The sequence below is a fragment of the Pseudoalteromonas undina genome, from assembly GCF_000238275.3.
Lineage (GTDB): Bacteria > Pseudomonadota > Gammaproteobacteria > Enterobacterales > Alteromonadaceae > Pseudoalteromonas > Pseudoalteromonas undina.
This window is the reverse complement of sequence record NZ_AHCF03000003.1, coordinates 1,595,972-1,615,130: the sequence shown is the minus strand read 5'-3', so window position 1 is coordinate 1,615,130 and position 19,159 is coordinate 1,595,972. Positions and strand designations below refer to the sequence as shown.

14 protein-coding genes are annotated in these 19,159 nt (G+C 39.4%); 13 read left to right on the top strand and 1 reads right to left on the bottom strand.

From position 1 onward, the window contains the following. Position 1 precedes the first annotated feature (1 nt). From PUND_RS11080 to PUND_RS11040, 9 genes are all read left to right on the top strand, one after another. Positions 2-1,048, top strand: coding sequence for an acyltransferase family protein (locus PUND_RS11080; RefSeq protein ID WP_010389666.1), 1,047 nt, complete (start codon positions 2-4; stop codon positions 1,046-1,048). A 616-nt stretch (positions 1,049-1,664) separates the two neighbouring features. Then, on the top strand, positions 1,665-3,893 hold the full coding sequence (locus PUND_RS11075) for a choice-of-anchor A family protein (RefSeq protein WP_010389667.1): 2,229 nt from the start codon (positions 1,665-1,667) through the stop codon (positions 3,891-3,893). A 105-nt stretch (positions 3,894-3,998) separates the two neighbouring features. Further along, positions 3,999-4,397 (top strand): hypothetical protein, encoded by a 399-nt coding sequence (locus tag PUND_RS11070; protein WP_010389668.1) that lies wholly within the window; start codon positions 3,999-4,001, stop codon positions 4,395-4,397. A gap of 190 nt (positions 4,398-4,587) precedes the next feature. Further along, positions 4,588-5,991, top strand: a complete 1,404-nt coding sequence (locus PUND_RS11065; RefSeq protein WP_010389670.1) for an undecaprenyl-phosphate glucose phosphotransferase — start codon at positions 4,588-4,590, stop codon at positions 5,989-5,991. Next, positions 5,975-7,189 carry an outer membrane beta-barrel protein gene (locus tag PUND_RS11060; protein WP_010389672.1) on the top strand — a complete coding sequence of 405 codons (1,215 nt, stop codon included), beginning with the start codon at positions 5,975-5,977 and terminating at the stop codon, positions 7,187-7,189. The genes PUND_RS11065 and PUND_RS11060 overlap by 17 nt, the downstream gene beginning before the upstream one ends. Further along, positions 7,186-7,707: a polysaccharide biosynthesis/export family protein gene (locus tag PUND_RS11055; RefSeq protein WP_010389674.1), complete on the top strand. Its 522-nt coding sequence runs from the start codon at positions 7,186-7,188 to the stop codon at positions 7,705-7,707. Before PUND_RS11060 ends, PUND_RS11055 begins: the two co-directional genes overlap by 4 nt. A gap of 24 nt (positions 7,708-7,731) precedes the next feature. Further along, positions 7,732-9,939, top strand: coding sequence for a GumC family protein (locus PUND_RS11050; protein WP_010389675.1), 2,208 nt, complete (start codon positions 7,732-7,734; stop codon positions 9,937-9,939). Between the two features lie 11 nt (positions 9,940-9,950). Continuing rightward, complete coding sequence (locus PUND_RS11045; RefSeq protein ID WP_010389676.1) at positions 9,951-10,679, top strand: tyrosine-protein phosphatase; 729 nt, start codon at positions 9,951-9,953, stop codon at positions 10,677-10,679. Then, complete coding sequence (locus tag PUND_RS11040) at positions 10,672-11,385, top strand: VpsP family polysaccharide biosynthesis protein (RefSeq protein WP_010389677.1); 714 nt, start codon at positions 10,672-10,674, stop codon at positions 11,383-11,385. Before PUND_RS11045 ends, PUND_RS11040 begins: the two co-directional genes overlap by 8 nt. A 514-nt stretch (positions 11,386-11,899) precedes the next feature. Here PUND_RS11040 and rsmF read toward each other — a convergent pair. Further along, a complete protein-coding gene (gene rsmF, locus PUND_RS11035) occupies positions 11,900-13,339 on the bottom strand; it encodes a 16S rRNA (cytosine(1407)-C(5))-methyltransferase RsmF (protein ID WP_010389678.1) in 1,440 nt (479 codons plus the stop codon). 264 nt (positions 13,340-13,603) lie between these two features. Between rsmF and PUND_RS11030 the strand changes: the two genes are divergently transcribed. From PUND_RS11030 to acnD, 4 genes are all read left to right on the top strand, one after another. Then, positions 13,604-14,317 (top strand): GntR family transcriptional regulator, encoded by a 714-nt coding sequence (locus PUND_RS11030; protein ID WP_010389679.1) that lies wholly within the window; start codon positions 13,604-13,606, stop codon positions 14,315-14,317. Between the two features lie 70 nt (positions 14,318-14,387). Next, a complete protein-coding gene (gene prpB / locus PUND_RS11025; RefSeq protein ID WP_010389681.1) occupies positions 14,388-15,266 on the top strand; it encodes a methylisocitrate lyase in 879 nt (292 codons plus the stop codon). A 25-nt stretch (positions 15,267-15,291) separates the two neighbouring features. Further along, positions 15,292-16,416 (top strand): bifunctional 2-methylcitrate synthase/citrate synthase, encoded by a 1,125-nt coding sequence (prpC, locus tag PUND_RS11020; RefSeq protein WP_010389683.1) that lies wholly within the window; start codon positions 15,292-15,294, stop codon positions 16,414-16,416. Between the two features lie 127 nt (positions 16,417-16,543). Then, positions 16,544-19,153 (top strand): Fe/S-dependent 2-methylisocitrate dehydratase AcnD, encoded by a 2,610-nt coding sequence (gene acnD / locus PUND_RS11015; protein ID WP_010389685.1) that lies wholly within the window; start codon positions 16,544-16,546, stop codon positions 19,151-19,153. Positions 19,154-19,159: the final 6 nt, after the last annotated feature.

Below are 19,159 nucleotides of genomic sequence, written 5' to 3'. Positions count from 1 at the left end.
TTTGTTTTACAATTCAATTAATAATTTCCGTGCAATAGCAATAATGTTTATTGTTTTCGGTCATTCCTTCGATGTTTCTGGTGTCGTTTTAGATAGTTTTTGGGAAGTGTTTTTTAGAAATTTGTTATCTGGTGGCACCATTCTTTTTGTTTTTATATCTGGTTTTCTTTTTGAAGTTGTATTTTTAAGGAAGTTTACTTTTTCTAAGTTTTACTTCTCTAGAGCCGCGAAACTGCTATGGCCGTATCTGTTGTTGTCGATCATACCAATATGTTTATATATATATGTATCTAACCCAATTTCAGATGGATACTTTCTGCCTAAATCTGAAGGTGCAATATCACAGTTTATGATACCTTTTCTAAAATATGAAGTAACAGGTCGGTTCATGACCGCTTATTGGTATATTCCCTTTGCGTTACTCTTATTTTTACTCTCGCCATTAGTTGTTCACATACTTAAAAAAGATTTTAAATTTAAGGTGTCGTTGATTCTGATTCTTTCATGTGTGTCGATTTTTATCCATAGACCGGTCGATAATATGAACCACTTTCATTCTATTGTGTTTTTTTTCCCTGTTTATCTGACCGGTGCTGTGGTATCACAATGTAGAGAATCCTTGTTAAAGGCTTTTCAAGGCAATCGGTTTTGGCTGCTGTTTTTATTATCAATCAGTTTCACGCTGATCCAGACTTATTTAGGTGATATGGGAAGCTACCATAAACCATTTCTTGAGTTTAAAGGTATCGATTATATGTTTTTACAAAAGATACTTCTTTCATTTTTCTTCTTCTTATTGTTAGAAAAGTACTCTAAGAGTAATTTGTTTTTTGAAAACCTCGCGAGTACAAGCTTTGCTGTATTTTTTATACATCCTTATTTAATTTTCATATTTAGAAACTTAAAATTACCAACTCCTGAAACGGCTTTATTCCAGTGGGGATATTTTATTGCTCTATCTTTCATTTTTGTATTGATCAGTATGCTCTTGGCGTTATTGACGAAGAAGCTCCTTAACGAGAAAAGTAAATATATCATTGGTTACTGACCTGTTTAGTAAAAATATAGTGACTCTAGGATAGTGTACATATTAAATTGGGCGAGTAAATTACGAAGCTAAAGTGTAAAACATATCCTCCGAAACGACGTTAGAAATATTAATATATCTAAAAAGTTGAAACCAAAGTGGTTAGGGTGAGCAGAATAACCATCAGAGGCTTACTTAATAAAAGTAATGTCATTGGGGGAGTGAGAATACTGTTCTTTTTCATAAATTTTTTATTTATTCTGTAAAGCCCTTACCAATCAAATATCTCTTTTATCATAATAAAGCAAATCACTCTAAGAACCTTTTGAAAAAGCACGATCAAACTGCTTTAACTTAAACCCCCCCCTTTTTGCAATTTTGTTAACAATAATTAAACATTTAATGATTCTTTTGGAGGGTTTTTACCTTTTTTAAATTAATTTTAACCTGTAAGTTATTGAATTAAAATTTTGTTTCTTCTAAATCTTACTAAATTTAGTACTTTTGTAGTGTTTTTATTCCTTTTTGAGTTTTTTGTATATATAATGCCCACAGAAACATAACGAAACGATACCTTTGTTAAACAAATAATATCAATTTGGTGCCTACACAGCACTTTCATTTTTTGAGGGATAAAATGACAAACTCTTTGCTTAAACTTAAGAAATTGAGTGCTGTAATTGCACTTAGTTTAGCCAGCTCATCAACGCTTGCTGCTGACCTAGGTGTAGCCAACAACTATTCTGCATTTGTTTTTGAAGATTTTAAATCAAATTTTGGTCGTGCAGATGGGGCAATTGCCGCCGGTGAAATTGATCTTAATGGTTACAGCGTGGGTTACACCCGCCCTTACAGTCGCGATGAGTACTATTTAATTAGTGAATCAAGTATAAAATTTAAATACGGCCGCCAATATGTTGGTAGCATGATTGCTGGTGGTGGTGCTGATATTCATTGGGGTGTACGCTGGGGGATGGAATGGGGTTCTAAAATCCTTTCTAACCAAGATGAATCGGCCATGCCATTTAATTTTGATGAGCAAGAACAATACTACAAAGATTTAAGCTCAGAACTAAGCGAGCTAGACGAAACAGGCACAGTATACCGTAAATGGGGTGGTCTTTATCTACAAGGTGATGGCAGTTCAGATAGACAAGTATTTAATTTAGATGCTCGTGACTTTGCTAAAGCGCATACTTTTAAAGTATGGGGAATTCCTGCCGATGCAACAGTAATTTTTAATATTACAGGTGATGACAACGTAGTTGTAAAAGGTAAAAGCTTTTGGCGTTTACGCCGTCATGCAAGTAAAACCGTATTCAACTTTACTAATGCACAAAAGCTAGATATTAAAGGCAATCGTTGGCAAGGTGTGATATTGGCACCTCATGCAGATGTAAGAGGTGTGTACGGTACCGCTAAAATGCCAATTATTGGCCAAAGTTTTCATGGTTCAATGGCGTTATTGGGTGGCCAATTTGATGGCGATTTACCGCAAATAGGGGAGCCTATTTGTAACGATATTAATATTGTTGATAAATGGAGTTGGAACAGCAGTGAGTTCTTGCCTGAGTATAATCAAGTCATCTCAACCCCTATTGCTGTAAACCTGAATGATGATAATGGCGATGGTGTAATTGATGAGAAAGATGTTACTGACATCATTGCTGTAACATTTAATATTGCTAACTATCGTGCACAAGGCGTGGTAAGAGCCTTGAGTGGCATTGATGGCGAAGAGTTATGGAAAACAGAGAACCTTGATGGAACTTTCAATTATAAGACAATTAAGGCAACCTCAACTTATTCTATTTCTGCAGCTGACGTTAATAACGATGGTTTAGTTGAAGTTATAGTTAGAGATTCGACTGATCATAGCTTTAAAATCTATAGCAATTCAGGTGAATTAATAAAAGCTATTCCAAAAGGGTTCGCATACGGAAACTCATCAATTTCAGATTTAGATGGCGATGGATATGCTGAATTTATAATTGGTAATAGCATTGTAAATCTAATAGATGGTTCTATTGTCAAGCTTGAAAAACCTTTAAACTACGACAAAGGTAATTTTAAAGTTATTGATTCAATTGCTTTTGACTCTGATCTTGGCGGTCAACAGGAAGTTTTAGCTAACGGTGTATTATTTACTAAAGATGGAAGTGTACTTTGGAATAAAAATACACAACAGGGCTTTTCAGCTATTGGTAACTTTGATGATGATGAATACCCTGAAATTGTTCTGACAGACCTAGATGGTAGTGTCAAACTCTTAGAGCACGATGGCTCAATTATTTGGGAATATCAGTCAGAAGACTTAGGCGGCGGTGTTCCTTCTATTGGAGATGTTGATGGTAATGGAGAGCCCGATATTGTTGTTGCTGGCGGGGAGTTTATTAAGGTACTTAACAAGCAAGGCGTATTAATTAACTCCTTCAATATTAATGATCCTTCCAGCAAACGTGGCGGCGTTATTACCTATGACTTCAACGGCGACGGCAAAGATGAAATAGTTAATATTGATGAAACTGGTTTAAACGTATTCAGTGCATCTGAAAACAAGTTAATTTATAATTCGCCTCAATCATCAGGTACTATTTGGGAATACCCAATAATAGTTGATTTGGACGGTGATGGCTCTGGAGAAATTGTATCTGTCTCTAACACACTTTTATTACCAGATGGTGCTATCGGAACGAATGGTATTTCTGTTAAAACTTCAGGAAGCTGTAAGTGGACACCTGCTACGCGAGTATGGAATCAACATTCGTTTTCGGGCACGAATATAAATCAAAATGGCTCATTACCACTACAGCAAGAAAATAGCTGGCAGAAAAATAATACTTTCCGTTCTGCTAATTTGAAATAAGAAAGTATTTTTTCATGAAAGCCAATTACTTTAATTGGCTTTTAATTGTTTAAAAGTTGCTTAAAATGATTGGCAATTAATATCTAAGTTCAATTTGAGGCTTTTTTGTCGAATTTACAGCAAGATCCTGCTATTAGAAGTTTACTAGAGCGAATGCCTAAAAACATTCAATCTACATTTACTGATGAACAGTTAACGTATTTAAAAATAGCCATTGGTGCTAGGCAGTGGGGTAATCACACTGTTGACTGCAGAGGCGTGGTTAAGTTTTTTAAATTCCGTTATTACTATGTTTTTTTAGCAGGTCGAAACAGGCGTGAATTAAGCTTAAAAGAGCAAAGAATAGCAAGATTAGCTCAAGCGATAATTTTAAGCTCAGTGGCTACTTTAATTATTTTACTTACATTGCTAGTTTTATATCTAATGAAATCGGCATTGGGAATTAATATTTTTAACGGATATTCGTTTGGAGTTTGGAGTTGGTTTAAGGGTTTATTTAATTAAACTTAAATAAAATGTGAGTATCTTCTTTTATACTTAATGAACAAAGCCAAAATAAGCTAAAAGATTTAAACATGAATTTTAGTACTTTTGTCGGAATCAGTAATTGAACAAAAACGTCTAATACTATATTATCCCCGTGGATTTTGTGAGGTGCTACTCACACTGTATTAGCTATAAGGAATTAAGCAAAATGACATCTCCAAGGACTTTTAAATCTTCAGGTTCCTCTGATGCCAATTTTTACCGATTATTTGATATATTTGCGTTATTTTTAGCTTTTCAGTGCGCAGCTTTACTCTACAGTTTTAAACTCACTCCTATTTATGCTGCTTCAGCATTAACTGTTGCTCTAACTTACTTATATAGTGCTGAGCTGTTCTCTACCTATCGCTCTTGGCGTGCGGGTAAATTTAAAACAATGGTAATGTGTGCATGGGGTAGTGTACTCATTGCTTTTGCGTTTTTATTAGTTGTGTCTTTTGTATTTAAGTTTACCGAGTCTCTTTCTCGTGTTGGTGTAGTTATTTGGTTTTTACTAAGTGTGACTTATTTATACACTTGGCGCTTAGGAGTATATTGGTATAAACGTAGTCGCCGTAAACTAGGACTATCGCAACGCAATGTGGCCATTATTGGTGCTACTGAGTCTGCTGCTTATTTACATGCTGAAATAGTTAAACACGATGAGCTTGGGTTTAACTTTAAAGGTTTTTACGACGATAGAAACCCTGAACGCTTATTTGAACAACTTGAACAACAAGGTGTTGAGGGCAGTATACAAAGTGCGGTAGATGCTGCTCGCAATGGCGAAATAGATATACTTTATATTGCGCTGCCTATGAAAGCGCAAAAACGTATAGCCGACATTTTATTGCAGTTGGGCGATACCACAGTAGATGTACACGTAGTGCCAGACTTTTTACTCTCAAATTTAATACATGCTCGCATTGAGCATGTGGGTGACGTAGATACGTTAAGTGTGTTTGAAGCCCCATGTATTGGTACTCACGAATTTATAAAGCGAACAGAAGATATAGTTGTTTCGTCTATTATTGTTACCTTAATTACCCCCGTTTTATTAGTGATAGCAGCCGCAATAAAGTTGACATCTAAAGGGCCTATTATTTTTAAGCAAGATCGCTATGGCTTAGATGGGCAAAAAATAAAAGTGTGGAAGTTCCGCTCGATGACAGTGACCGAAAACAGCGATGTGGTGACTCAGGCAACTAAAAACGATACCCGCATAACTCCATTAGGTGGTTTTTTGCGACGTACTAGCCTAGACGAACTGCCGCAATTTATTAATGTTTTAAAAGGCGATATGTCAATTGTTGGGCCAAGGCCCCATGCGGTTGCACATAATGAAGAGTACCGCCAAAAAGTAGAATTTTACATGTTTAGGCATAAAACCAAACCAGGCATTACCGGTTGGGCACAAATAAACGGCTGGCGCGGCGAAACCGATACACTTGATAAAATGGCTAAGCGAGTTGAATACGACCTACATTACATTAAACATTGGTCTTTATGGTTTGATGTTAAAATAATTTTTATGACAATTTTTAAGGGATTTAAAAGTGAAAATGCGTACTAATACAATTACCACTTTACTTGTTGCGTTAGGCTTATCAGCACCTGCTTTAGCAGTAGAATTACAACCAGGCAGTGTGATGACTAAAGACGGCGCTGAGATTACACCTACGCTACAGCTAGGCGTAAGCAGCAACGACAACTTTTTTATGACGCCGTCGGCCACTCAGTCACGTTTAATATGGAATATAGCGCCGAGTTTAGAAGCATTGATTGAAGACGGCCCAGACAGTTATAAATTTGATATTGCATCAAGCACGTCGTTTCATAATAAAGACACTACCGATAACTTTACCCAAGTTAATGTGGGTGCAGGTGTGCATAAAGAGTTTACTAGTCAACACCGCTTAGATGTTACTGGTGACGCCGATTGGTTATATGAGCCACGCGGTGCGGGTTTAACCGAGGGTCAAGGTAATGTTGTTGATGAGCTAGTTCATTACCAGCAGCAAAATCTAATAGCTCGCTATGAATACGGTGCTGTTAGCTCTAAAGCAATGGTTGCTTTTACTGCAGGCTATTATAATAAAAATTACCAAAACTTTACGGCAATATCGCAGTTTCGTGATTACGATAAACCTATGCTAGGTATTACAGGTTATTATAATACTCAAGCAGGAACCCGTGCCTTTTTAGAAGTAAAGCAAGAAAACTACCAATACGATGTTATTGATTCAAACGGAATTTCACGTGACTCAGACGACGTTAAAGTATTATTAGGTATGGAATGGGAAGCCACCGCTGTTACTTCTGGTTCTTTTAAAGTAGGTTATCAAAATAAAGACTTTGAATCGAACTTGCGCGATAACTTTAGTGGTTTGAGTTGGGAAGCTGCCGCTGTTTGGAAGCCGCTTTCTTACTCATCCCTACAATTAGTGACCAGCCGTGCTGCCAAAGATCCATTAGTGCAAGGCGATTACATTCGTGAAAGTGTTTATGGTGCAACATGGCAGCATGATTGGAGCGAATACTTAAGCTCGGTAGTAAGTGCTAATTACGTTGACCAGCAGTACTCTGGTAATTTCAATCGAAAAGATAAAGTTAAAAATGCTCGCTTAGGCCTAAATTATTTAGCTAATAATTTTGGCATGGTAACCGGGTATGTTGAATTTATTGACCGTAATTCAACTCAAGCTAATATTGAGTTTGATCGTGTTATTGTGGGCTTTAACTTTACACTTGCATTAAAGGGTAATGAATGAAGGCTAGAATTTTAACAGGCCTAATTCTGTTACTCAGCTTTGGTAGTTTTGCGAGTGATTCGCAAAACTACATATTAGGCGCAGGCGACAAAATAGAAATAAAAGTGTTTGGTCAGCCTGATTTAGACGTAACCTCACTACTTGGCAATAGTGGTGAGATAAACTACCCGTTTTTAGGCAAGGTTAAACTTGTTGGTTTAAGTGTTTCGCAGGTTGAGCAAACAATAATTAGTGGCTTACAGCCAGATTATTTAGTTAAACCTAATGTGTACGCCCAAGTGTTAGAGTACCGTCCTTTTTATATTCATGGTGAAGTTAAAAAACCAGGTGGTTACCCTTACCAGCCTGCTATGACCGTAAACCAAGCTATTGCATTAGCCGGAGGGTTAACCGAGCGCGCATCGGTTGACAAAATATTTATTTTTAAAGAGCAAACCAAACAGCAGCAACAAAAAGGTAGTTTAAACAGCCAAATTGCAGCCGGTGACACCATAAAAATAGAGCAACGCTTGTTTTAAGCAGTTTAAGGCAGTAATAATAAAATGAATACACTATCTGAAAAGCCTAGCAATAACGAGGAACTAATTGATTTAGGTGCTTATCTTAATATTATTAAGCAAAGTATATGGAAAATATTGGGTTTTGCTGTTGTTGCTACACTATTAACTATAATGGTTGCTTTAACGTTAACACCAAGGTTTGTGGCCACAGCTACTTTATTAATTGAGTCGGAGCAAACCAAAGCGGTTAGCTTTGATGAAATATATGGTTTAGACTCTACCAAAAAAGAGTATTATTCAACCCAGTTTGAAGTGATTAAGTCTAACACTGTTGCTCGAGAAGTAATTACTAAACTTAATTTAAAAGATCATACGGATTTTATTGCTAAACCTTCGCTAATAGGTGAGGTAAAGGGCATGGTTAAGCAGCTGTTACCTTTTTTAAATAAAAAAGAGGGCTCTGTTATTACAGAGGAAGAACAAGCTGAGCGTGAGATGTTGGGTTTGCTTGCAGCATTTAAGTCACGCTTAACTGTGTCTCCTATTCGTAAAACACAATTAGTGCAAGTGAGCTTTGAGTCGAGCGACCCTAAGTTAGCTGCTTTAGTGGCTAATACGGTAGGTGAAGTTTACATAGAAAGCCAAATGCGCGCTAAAATGGGTATTACACAGCAGGCGTCAAGTTGGTTAAATACGCGTTTATCTGAATTACGTATACAACTAGATAGCTCGGAAGTGCGTTTGCAAGCCTATCGTGAAGAACAAAAGCTGGTTGATATAGAGGGCATAGCAGGACTTGTTACCCAAGAGCTAGAGCAAACCTCAAAACAGCTAGTAGATGCGCGAGCAACTAAAAATAACCTTGAAAGCATAAATCGTGTTATTAACGAATATGGTAACGATAACATAGAGCTACTGGGCAGTATGCCTGAAATTACCTCGCACCGTGTTGTACAAGATGTTAAACGCGAAGTTGTATTAGTTGAGCGAAAGGTAAGTGAGCTTAGTGAGGTTTACGGCCCTAAGCACCCAAAAATGATTTCAGCTAAATCTGAACTTGCCACAGTGAAAACTAACCTTAATAAGCAAATTAAAGGGTTAATTACGGGTATTGAGAAAGAGTTAAATAGAACTACGCGAACTGTAAATGCGCTTGAGCGCGATTTAGCTAAAATTCGTGCTGAATACCAAGATATTACCCGAAAAGAAACACAATATAATCAGCTTAAGCGTGAAGTTGAGACAAACCGTAATATTTTTAATACCTTTTTGTCACGTTCTAAAGAAACCGAAGTAACCAGTGACTTTAGCTCAGCTGCTGCGCGCTTTACAGACCGTGCTTATGCACCAAAAGACCCAAGTAAGCCTAATAAAAAGCTGATTGTTATTTTGGCCTTTGTTGCCAGTTTTGGCTTTGCGGTGGTAATGACTTTTGTTTTTGATGCCCTAAACGACACAGTTAAAAATAAAAATGATGTAGAAAATAAACTCGCACAGCGCATGCTAGGTTTATTGCCTCATGTTGCAGTTCCTAAAAAGAGCTATTTTCCAATTCATGCCTATTTAGAAGATAGCTATCGCCGCTTTGCTGAGTCGGTACGCACCTTCCGCACTAGTTTGTTACTCACTCATCTTGATCGAGCGCATCAAGTTATTGCGGTTACCTCTACCTCCCCAGGGGAAGGTAAAACTACTACCTCTGCTAATTTAGCGATGTCGTTGGCACAAATGGGCAAAGTACTACTAATTGATGCAGATTTACGTAAACCAACGTTAGCTAAACGATTTGATATACCGGTATTTCACCCAGGTTTAAGTAATTTAATGATAGGTACTGAGCAACTAGCTGAGTGTGTTCATGTTGACACGCAATCGGGTGTAACAATTATGCCAAGTGGGCAAATACCATCTAATCCACTTGAGTTGTTGTCAAGCTCACGCTTTGCACAATTGCTCAGTGAGTTAAAAGCGCAGTACGATCATATTATTGTTGATACACCACCTACACAAGCAGTAAGTGATGCATTGGTAATTGCACAAAGTGTTGATTCAGTTGTTTATGTTGTTAAATCAGACATTACTCGTATTAAACCAATTACAGCCGGCCTTGAACGTTTATTTGAAGTAAAAGCGCACGTTGCTGGTGTGGTACTTAATAAGGTAGATATGAGTAAATCTAAAGATGAGCATAGCCATGGCTACTATGATTATTACGATTACTCACAGCAACCTGAAAAGCCACAAGTGTAATTAAGTAACTTATGATTGATATTCATACGCATATTTTGCCGGGTATTGATGATGGCGCTAAAGATTTAACTGAATCTTTAGCGCTTTTAAAATTGGCCGAAAGCGATGGCATTACTCATATGGTGGCAACGCCACATATACATGTGGGCCGCTTTAACAATGCGACTGCTCAAATACAAAACGATTTAGAGAGTTTAAAGCAAGAGGCACTTAAAGAAGGTATTAATATAAAGTTGGCTGCGGCTGCTGAAGTACGTTTGGACATAGAGCTTATGGCAATGGTGATGGCTAATAAACTGCCTTTTATTGGTAAAATGGCAGACATAAACGTGTTGCTATTAGAGTTACCGCATTCACACATGCCGCAAGGTTACGATAAGTTTATTCAGTGGCTCGCTAAACAAAACATACGCGTTATTATTCCGCACCCTGAGCGTAATCGCGATATTCAGTCAAACCTTTATTATATTGAACACTTAAAGCAGTTAGGCTGTGATTTTCAGTTAACGGCATCGAGTATTGAGGGTGAGTGGGGCGAAAGCGCACAAACTATAGCGTTACAAATGCTTCAAGATGGTTTAGTGAATTATGTTGCCTCTGACGCTCATTCAGTAAAGCGCCGACCGCCTATTTTAAGTCAAGCTAGGAAAACAGTAGCGCAGTTATTAGGTGAGGAGCGGGCTACAGCGCTTTTTGTAACTAACCCGCTGCAGCTAACCGAGTACTTATTTAATGACTAAATTAAACATGGTCAAGGTAGTGCCTGCTGTTATTTTAGCCCTAATAGTGCTTGTAATTGCTTATACTAGTATGCAAAGTATGCGAGCAAATGCGTGGTACTTTAATGCACTTAATATTGTGCAAGAGTCGGATGGTGCTTTGTCTGGCTCATCGCTTCAAGCGGCAGAAAATGCGATTACATTGGCTACCAATATGGATCCTGACCATCCTCATTATTGGCATTTTTTAGCCCATATAAAATTGTTAGGTTTAGCCGGTATTGATACCACATCAAGTGAGCAGTCAGATAAAGTAAAGCAAACATACCAACAAGCTGAGCAGGCGTTATTAAAGTCGGTTGAGCTTAGACAAACTTGGGCGCTAACCTGGATAAGCTTGGCACAAGTAGTAAGTTATCAAGAGGGGCCTACCAAGCGGGTATATGATTATATTCAGCAAGCTAAAAAAGTTGGCCCATATAAGTTAGATGTTCACTTAGGTATTATTCAAATTGCGTTAATGCACTGGAATGAACTACCACCCACCTACAAAGCCCTTTATGTGAACGAGCTTAAATTAGCCTCTAAATATGGTTATAAGTTTAATAACATCTTTAGTATGGCGAAAGAAATGAACCGCTTGCCAATAGTGTGTTTATCGCTTCAATTTGGTTCTCATTATGAGGCTATTAGAAACAGTTGGATGTTTAATAAATACTGTGGTTAAAACACGAGCTACGGGTTGCGAGCTTCGAGTAACGGGCCTTGAACCTCGCACCTCGTTAATTCTGAACTTTAACCTTTTTTTGAACCACAGAGAATACCGAGGCGCTTCGCGCTACACGGAGAAAAGCTTCAATTTTGAAAATCTAATAACTAACAACAGTTCTTTAATTACTTTCTATGTGTGCTCCTATCCTCTGTGGTAAATAAATCACTAAGTTCTTATTGTAATATAGGGCTGGGTGAGTGATTAAGCCCGTAACCCGACTCCCGAAGCTCGTTAACTTTCGCCTAGACAAAAAAAGACCCAGAGCTATAAGGAACTCTGGGTTATAGAGGGGCTCACATGTGAGCCCTGCGCTAACTAAAGACACTTTCAGATTCTTAGGGAGAAGAAGAAAGTTATTTAAGTATAGTCAAAAGCTTCAAAAATACACATTTTTGTTCGTTTTTTATACTGCAATAATTACAGTGGGTTACATTTGTTATGCACACCTTTGTTACATTTAAGTTAGGGTTTACTCCCAGTTTATTAACTGCGTATTTTGCACCAAATCTCTAGGTAGTGAGTTTTTAACCTTATTTTTTTGCCACTTTCCTAAACCAATAGGGCAACCACATAAGGTCAGGATCACTTCGCCAGTTGCCTTAACAACCTCATCCAAACGAATGTCTTTACCATTAAAGTAATCACTGGCTTGTTGATTGGTTAATTCCAGTACATTACTTTTACATTGCTTACCAAATACAGTGGCAAACTCGTGAGCAAGGCGTACCCCATTTTTATGAATAACACCAACCTGAATACCTAATCGAGCATATTTAATTTTGTTTTGTATCGCTTCAAATTCATCTGGAAACAGCCAAAGCTCTTTGTCTCGCTGCATTAATGTGCCTGGTAGACTCGTTAAACCAAATTGCTTTTTGAGGGAGCTCATAAACGCACTTTGCTGTTTACTATCAAAGTCACTAAAAGGGAATGCACCTTTTTTAACTTTTAGATTTTGGTTTTCGCAGCTGCTGTGCTTTTTAAATTTAGCAATAAAAAAGCCTTCGCTGTCGAAGGTTTGCGGCCAAACATGTAAGTAACCCTCGTCTGTAGTGGCTTTTTCTGCGCCAGGGAAAAGATCATTTAAAGGCTCTGGCTTAATGTACTCACCAAACTCTTCTAGCAATGCATCACACACTTGCTGGTTTTCGAGAGGGGTTAATGTACAGGTTGAATACACCAATGTACCGCCAGGTTTAAGTGCGTAAAATGCACTTTTAATCAGATCTTTTTGTACTTGGGCAATAGTAACATTTGATTCGATAGACCAATTTTTTAATGCATCGCTGTCTTTACGAACTGTGCCTTCACCTGAACAGGGCGCATCAAGCAAAATACTATCAAAGCATTCAAACATGTAATTACCAAATACCACGCCATCAAAATGCGATAACGCACAATTACCAACCCCCATTCGCTTTAGCGTGGCACTGAGTACTTTTAAGCGCGATGACGACAGCTCATTTGCAACCAAAATACCTTGATTGTTCAATAGTGCAGCTAGTTGTGAGGTTTTAGAACCTGGCGCAGAGGCCATATCGAGTACAGTGTTACTAGTTTGCAGGCTGTGCTTTAGTGCTATTGGCGGCAACATTGAGCTTGCCTCTTGTACGTACATTGCGCCACTTAAATGTAAATCGGTATTGCCCAGCGCTAAATTTTGCTCTTCATCTTTTGGGCGCTCTAGCCAAAAACCTTCATCGCACCATGGAATAGTAGTGAGTTGCCAATTTTTTTGAGCCGCATGGCGTTTAAATTCTTCAACACTCATTTTTAATGTATTAACGCGAACAGACTTACGTAAAGGTCGACGACAGGCACTTAAAAAATCATCTAACGTAAGGTGCTCAGGCAGATAAGTTTTTACGTCGTCAATAAATTGCTTGGGGATATAAGTGTTAGCGTCCACGATTTGGCTCATACAATAAAATTAAAGGCGGATAATAGCATTTTTAGCGATTATTTTCAGTGTTAAAGTCGAAATAGTAGCACCTTTAAAGTGTCGACACCTTATTGTGAAAAACGCACTCAATACTAAAAATTATTATACTTTTGGCTAATGCTGTCGACAATGCGGTGGTTTTTTGCTCATCCTTAGCACTTTTAGGGTTGACACTGTTAGCTAATAAGCACATAGTTAACCCATAAATTGTCGACAATATAAAAATACTTTATGACACAGCACTTTTTAAACGATACCGCAGTTACAACCGCTTCCGATAAAGTGTTTGTAGATATGCGCCGCGAAATTGTAGAAGGCAGTATTGCACAAGGCAGTAAAATATCAGAGCCAGAACTGGCAAAGCGTTATGGTGTAAGCCGTGCAACCCTTAGAGAGGCATTAAACCGTTTAGAAAGTTGTTATTTAGTTGAGCGCAAAGCCAATATAGGTTGTCGTGTTGTGGCATTAACCGCAGAGCGTTTAATTGAGGTGTATCAGGTGCGCAGTGCCCTTGAAGGACTTGCATGTAGGTTAGCTGCCGACAATATGGCAGCCGATGAAGTACAAAGCTTGAAACAATTACTTAATCAGCATTTGCAAACTCAGCGTGTTAAAGAAGGTGAGTCGTACTATCAAGAAGCAGGCGACTTAGACTTTCATTATCGAATCATCAAAGGCAGTAAAAACGCTCATTTAATACATTTGTTATGCCACGATCTATACCAGTTAATAAGAATGTACCGTGTACAAATGGGTATGGTTGGGCCACGCGTATCGAAAGCGTTTGACGAACATTTAGCCATTATTAACGCCATAGAAAATCATGATGGTGAGCTCGCAGAAATGCTAATGAAACGCCATATAAGCGCTTCTCAAGCAAATATACAAACAAAATTTGATGGATATCAATCAGTACAAGCCACTCAAAATGAAATGGCAAACTAGTACAGATGTAACATTATTAAAAAATACTAAGCTGCCAAAGAGCAGCCCCGTTCAAAGTTAGGAGAAGGTAATGTCAGCAGGATTAAAGTTTAAACAGGCAATTGCAAATAACCACCCGTTACAAGTTGTGGGTACTATTAACGCGTATACCGCAATGATGGCTGAAAAAATGGGCCATCAGGCTATTTACTTGTCGGGTGCAGGTGTGGCTAATGCCTCATTTGGTATGCCAGATTTAGGTATGACGAGTCTTGATAACGTTCTTGAAGATATTCGCCGTATTACCGGCGCTAGCGATTTACCATTATTAGTTGATGCCGATACAGGTTGGGGCGGGGCGTTTAATATTGCCCGTACCGTTAAAGAAATGACCAAAGCGGGTGCTGCAGGTTTTCATATTGAAGACCAAGTAGCGCAAAAGCGTTGTGGCCATCGTCCTAATAAAGAAATAGTTACTCAAGCTGAAATGGTAGATCGTATTAAAGCCGCAGTTGATGCTAAAACCGATAGCGATTTTTACATTATGGCACGTACTGATGCATTTCAAAAAGAAGGCTTAAATGCAGCAATAGACCGTGCAGCAGCCTGTGTTGAAGCGGGGGCCGATGCCATTTTTGCAGAAGCCGTTCACGACCTTGCTGATTATCAAGCATTTAGCAAAGCGATTAATGTGCCGATTTTAGCCAACATTACCGAGTTTGGCCAAACCCCAATTTATACCAAAGAGCAGTTAAGCGATGTGGGTGTAGAAATGGTGCTTTACCCATTAAGTGCATTTAGAGCTATGAACAAAGCGGCTCTTAATGTGTACTCGGCTATTTTGAATGAAGGGTCGCAACAAAGCCAAATTGAAAGCATGCAAACGCGTGCAGAGCTTTACGACTTTTTAGATTATCACTCGTACGAAAACACGCTAGATAACCTTTTTTCATCAAAATCTGACAAATAATAAAAAATTCAACAGGAGACAAATCATGGTAGATAAAGCATTAGGTGGCGCAGGCTTACGTGGTCAAGTAGCAGGACAAACGGCATTATGTACAGTAGGGCAAACAGGCTCAGGTTTAACTTACTGTGGTTACGATATTAGCGAACTGGCCGAAAAAGCGCAGTTTGAAGAAGTGTCGTTTTTACTTTCGCGCGGCGAGTTACCAACATCAAACGAACTGTCAGAGTATAAAGCTAAACTTAAGAGCTTACGTGGTTTACCTGAATCACTAAAAACAGTGCTAGAGAACATCCCTAAAGACGCGCACCCAATGGATGTAATGCGTACTGGTTGTTCTATGCTAGGTAACCTTGAAATGGAAAATGACTTTAGCGAAGCAAACGATGCGATTGACCGCATGGTGGCAATTTTCCCAAGTATTATTTGTTACTGGTATCGTTTTACTCATGACGGTGTTCGTATTGAAACCCAAACTGATGATGATTCAGTAGGCGCACACTTTTTAACGCTATTACACGATAAAGCGCCAAGTGAATTATTTGCACAAGTGATGAATGTATCACTAATTTTGTACGCAGAGCATGAATTTAATGCCTCTACCTTTACTGGTCGCGTATGTGCATCAACGCTTTCTGATATCCATTCATGTGTCACTGGCGCAATTGGTACCTTACGTGGCCCATTACATGGTGGTGCAAACGAAGCCGCAATGGATATGATTGAAAGCTTTAGCAGTGCTGATCAAGCTGAAGACGCGCTAATGGGCATGCTTGAGCGTAAAGATAAAATTATGGGCTTTGGCCACGCTATTTACCGCGAGTCAGATCCACGTAATGTTATTATTAAAAAATGGTCTGAAAAATTAGCCGCAGAAGTGGGTGACGATGTGCTTTACCCAGTATCAGTGCGCTGCGAAGAAGTTATGTGGCGTGAGAAGAAGTTATTCTGTAATGCCGATTTCTTCCATGCATCGGCGTACCACTTTATGGGTATTCCTACTAAGTTGTTCACGCCTATCTTTGTAATGAGCCGAGTAACCGGTTGGACTGCTCACGTAAAAGAGCAACGTGCAAATAACCGTATTATTCGCCCAAGTGCAGATTACACAGGGCCAGATGCGCGCAGCTACACGCCAATTGAATCAAGATAAACATATAGTCCATACAAAGGTGAGTTACCAACTCACCTTTTACGGCTTTAGTAAATTATGCAAACAATACACCTTCAAATCTAAAGCCTGTCTTGATTAACCCCGTCACCAAATTAGCGAATTTATTATGACCATTATTAATAACACCCAATACCGTAAGCCATTACCAGGCTCAAATGTAGATTACTACGATACCCAAGCCGCGGTAGATGCCATTAAACCAGGCGCATACGCTACTCTCCCTTATAGCTCGCGTGTATTTGCCGAAAACTTAGTGCGCCGCTGTGAACCCGATATGCTAACCGATGCGCTTAGCCAAATTATTGAGCGTAAACAAGATTTAGATTTTCCATGGTATCCGGCACGCGTTGTATGTCACGATATTTTAGGGCAAACCGCTCTAGTTGATTTAGCTGGCCTGCGCGACGCTATTGCTGCGAAAGGCGGTGATCCTGCAAAAGTAAATCCTGTTGTACCTACTCAACTGATTGTTGACCATTCATTAGCTGTTGAGCACGCAGGCTTTGATCCTGAAGCGTTTGAGAAAAACCGCGCTATTGAAGACAGACGCAACGATGATCGTTTTCATTTTATAAACTGGACTAAAACTGCTTTTAAAAATATTGATGTGATCCCGCCGGGCAATGGCATCATGCATCAAATTAACCTTGAAAAAATGTCGCCGGTTATTCAAAACCGTGATGGTATTGCATTCCCTGACACTTTAGTAGGTACCGACAGCCATACACCGCATGTTGATGCATTAGGTGTTATTGCTGTTGGTGTGGGCGGCCTTGAAGCCGAAAGTGTAATGCTTGGGCGCGCATCGTACATTCGTTTACCCGATATTGTTGGCGTAGAGCTTACCGGTAAACGCCAACCGGGCATTACTGCAACCGATATTGTATTGGCTATTACCGAATTTTTACGCGAGCAACGTGTGGTATCGACTTACCTCGAATTTTACGGTGAAGGGGCTGATGCATTAACTCTTGGTGATAGAGCAACCATTTCGAATATGACTCCTGAATTTGGCGCAACGGCTGCTATGTTCTACATTGACGATAAAACTATTGATTACTTACGTTTAACAGGTCGCGATGAAGAGCAAATTGCCCTTGTAGAAAACTACGCTAAAACAGCAGGGCTATGGAGCAACAGCTTAAAAACAGCGCATTACGATCGTGTACTTAAATTTGATTTATCAAGTGTAGGGCGCAACATTGCAGGGCCTTCAAATCCGCATCGTCGTGTATCAACTAGCGATTTAGCTAAAGAAGGTATTTCGGGCGTTGTTGAAAACGAAGAAGGCTTAATGCCCGATGGCGCATGTATTATTGCCGCTATTACTAGCTGTACGAATACCAGTAACCCGCGCAATGTAATTGCGGCAGGTTTATTGGCGCGTAACGCCAATGCAAAAGGTTTAATGCGTAAACCTTGGGTTAAAACCTCATTGGCACCAGGTTCTAAAGCAGTGCAATCGTACCTTGAAGATGCAAACTTATTACCAGAGCTTGAACAGCTTGGTTTTGGTATTGTTGGTTTTGCCTGTACTACCTGTAACGGTATGAGTGGTGCACTAGACCCTAAAATTCAACAAGAAGTCATTGATCGCGATTTATACGCAACAGCGGTGCTTTCCGGTAACCGTAACTTTGATGGTCGTATTCATCCGTATGCAAAGCAAGCATTTTTAGCGTCTCCACCGCTTGTAGTTGCTTATGCAATTGCCGGGACCATCCGTTTTGATATAGAAAAAGATATACTCGGTAAAGATCAGCAAGGTAACGATGTAACCTTAAAAGATTTATGGCCATCTGATGAAGAAATAGATGCAGTGATCAAGCAAAGCGTTAAGCCTGAGCAATTTAGAAAAGTATACGAGCCTATGTTTAACTTAACCGTTGATTACGGCGAAGATAACGACCCATTATACGATTGGCGCCCAGAAAGTACGTATATTCGTCGCCCTCCTTATTGGGAAGGGGCATTAGCAGGTGAGCGCAGTATGAGTGGTATGCGTGCATTAGCGGTACTTGGCGATAACATTACAACCGATCATTTATCACCTTCTAATGCGATTATGGCAAGCAGCGCGGCAGGTGAATACTTGACTAAAATGAATGTGCCAGAAGAAGATTTTAACTCGTACGCAACGCACCGAGGCGATCACTTAACCGCGCAGCGCGCCACGTTTGCCAATCCTAAATTATTAAACGAAATGGTATTGGATGAAAACGGCGAAGTGAAGCAAGGATCGTACGCACGCATAGAGCCAGAAGGTGAAAACACGCGTATGTGGGAAGCCATCGAAACCTACATGCAACGTAAGCAACCGCTTATTATTGTTGCCGGTGCTGACTATGGTCAAGGTTCGTCTCGCGATTGGGCAGCAAAAGGCGTAAGGCTTGCTGGTGTTCAGGTTATTGCAGCTGAAGGCTTTGAACGTATTCATCGTACTAATTTAATTGGTATGGGCGTTTTGCCGCTTGAGTTTAAGCCTGGCACAACGCGTAAAACACTTAACCTAGATGGTAGCGAAAGCTACGATGTAAAGGGTGAGCCAACACCAGGAGCAACTTTGGAACTGGTTATTACACGTAAAAATGGTGAGGTATTAAACGTACCAATGAAGTGCCGATTAGACACGCAAGAAGAGCTTTCTATTTATGCTGCAGGCGGTGTGTTACAACGCTTTGCGCAAGACTTTTTAGAAGCTACGCAAGCATCATAAGGACAC

Coding starts and splice junctions, on each gene's coding strand:
- PUND_RS11075 (WP_010389667.1), top strand. CDS start 1,665: ATGACAAACTCTTTGCTTAAACTTAAGAAATTGAGTGCTGTAATTGCA.
- PUND_RS11065 (WP_010389670.1), top strand. CDS start 4,588: ATGACATCTCCAAGGACTTTTAAATCTTCAGGTTCCTCTGATGCCAAT.
- PUND_RS11055 (WP_010389674.1), top strand. CDS start 7,186: ATGAAGGCTAGAATTTTAACAGGCCTAATTCTGTTACTCAGCTTTGGT.
- PUND_RS11050 (WP_010389675.1), top strand. CDS start 7,732: ATGAATACACTATCTGAAAAGCCTAGCAATAACGAGGAACTAATTGAT.
- PUND_RS11045 (WP_010389676.1), top strand. CDS start 9,951: ATGATTGATATTCATACGCATATTTTGCCGGGTATTGATGATGGCGCT.
- PUND_RS11040 (WP_010389677.1), top strand. CDS start 10,672: ATGACTAAATTAAACATGGTCAAGGTAGTGCCTGCTGTTATTTTAGCC.
- PUND_RS11030 (WP_010389679.1), top strand. CDS start 13,604: ATGACACAGCACTTTTTAAACGATACCGCAGTTACAACCGCTTCCGAT.
- prpB (WP_010389681.1), top strand. CDS start 14,388: ATGTCAGCAGGATTAAAGTTTAAACAGGCAATTGCAAATAACCACCCG.
- prpC (WP_010389683.1), top strand. CDS start 15,292: ATGGTAGATAAAGCATTAGGTGGCGCAGGCTTACGTGGTCAAGTAGCA.
- acnD (WP_010389685.1), top strand. CDS start 16,544: ATGACCATTATTAATAACACCCAATACCGTAAGCCATTACCAGGCTCA.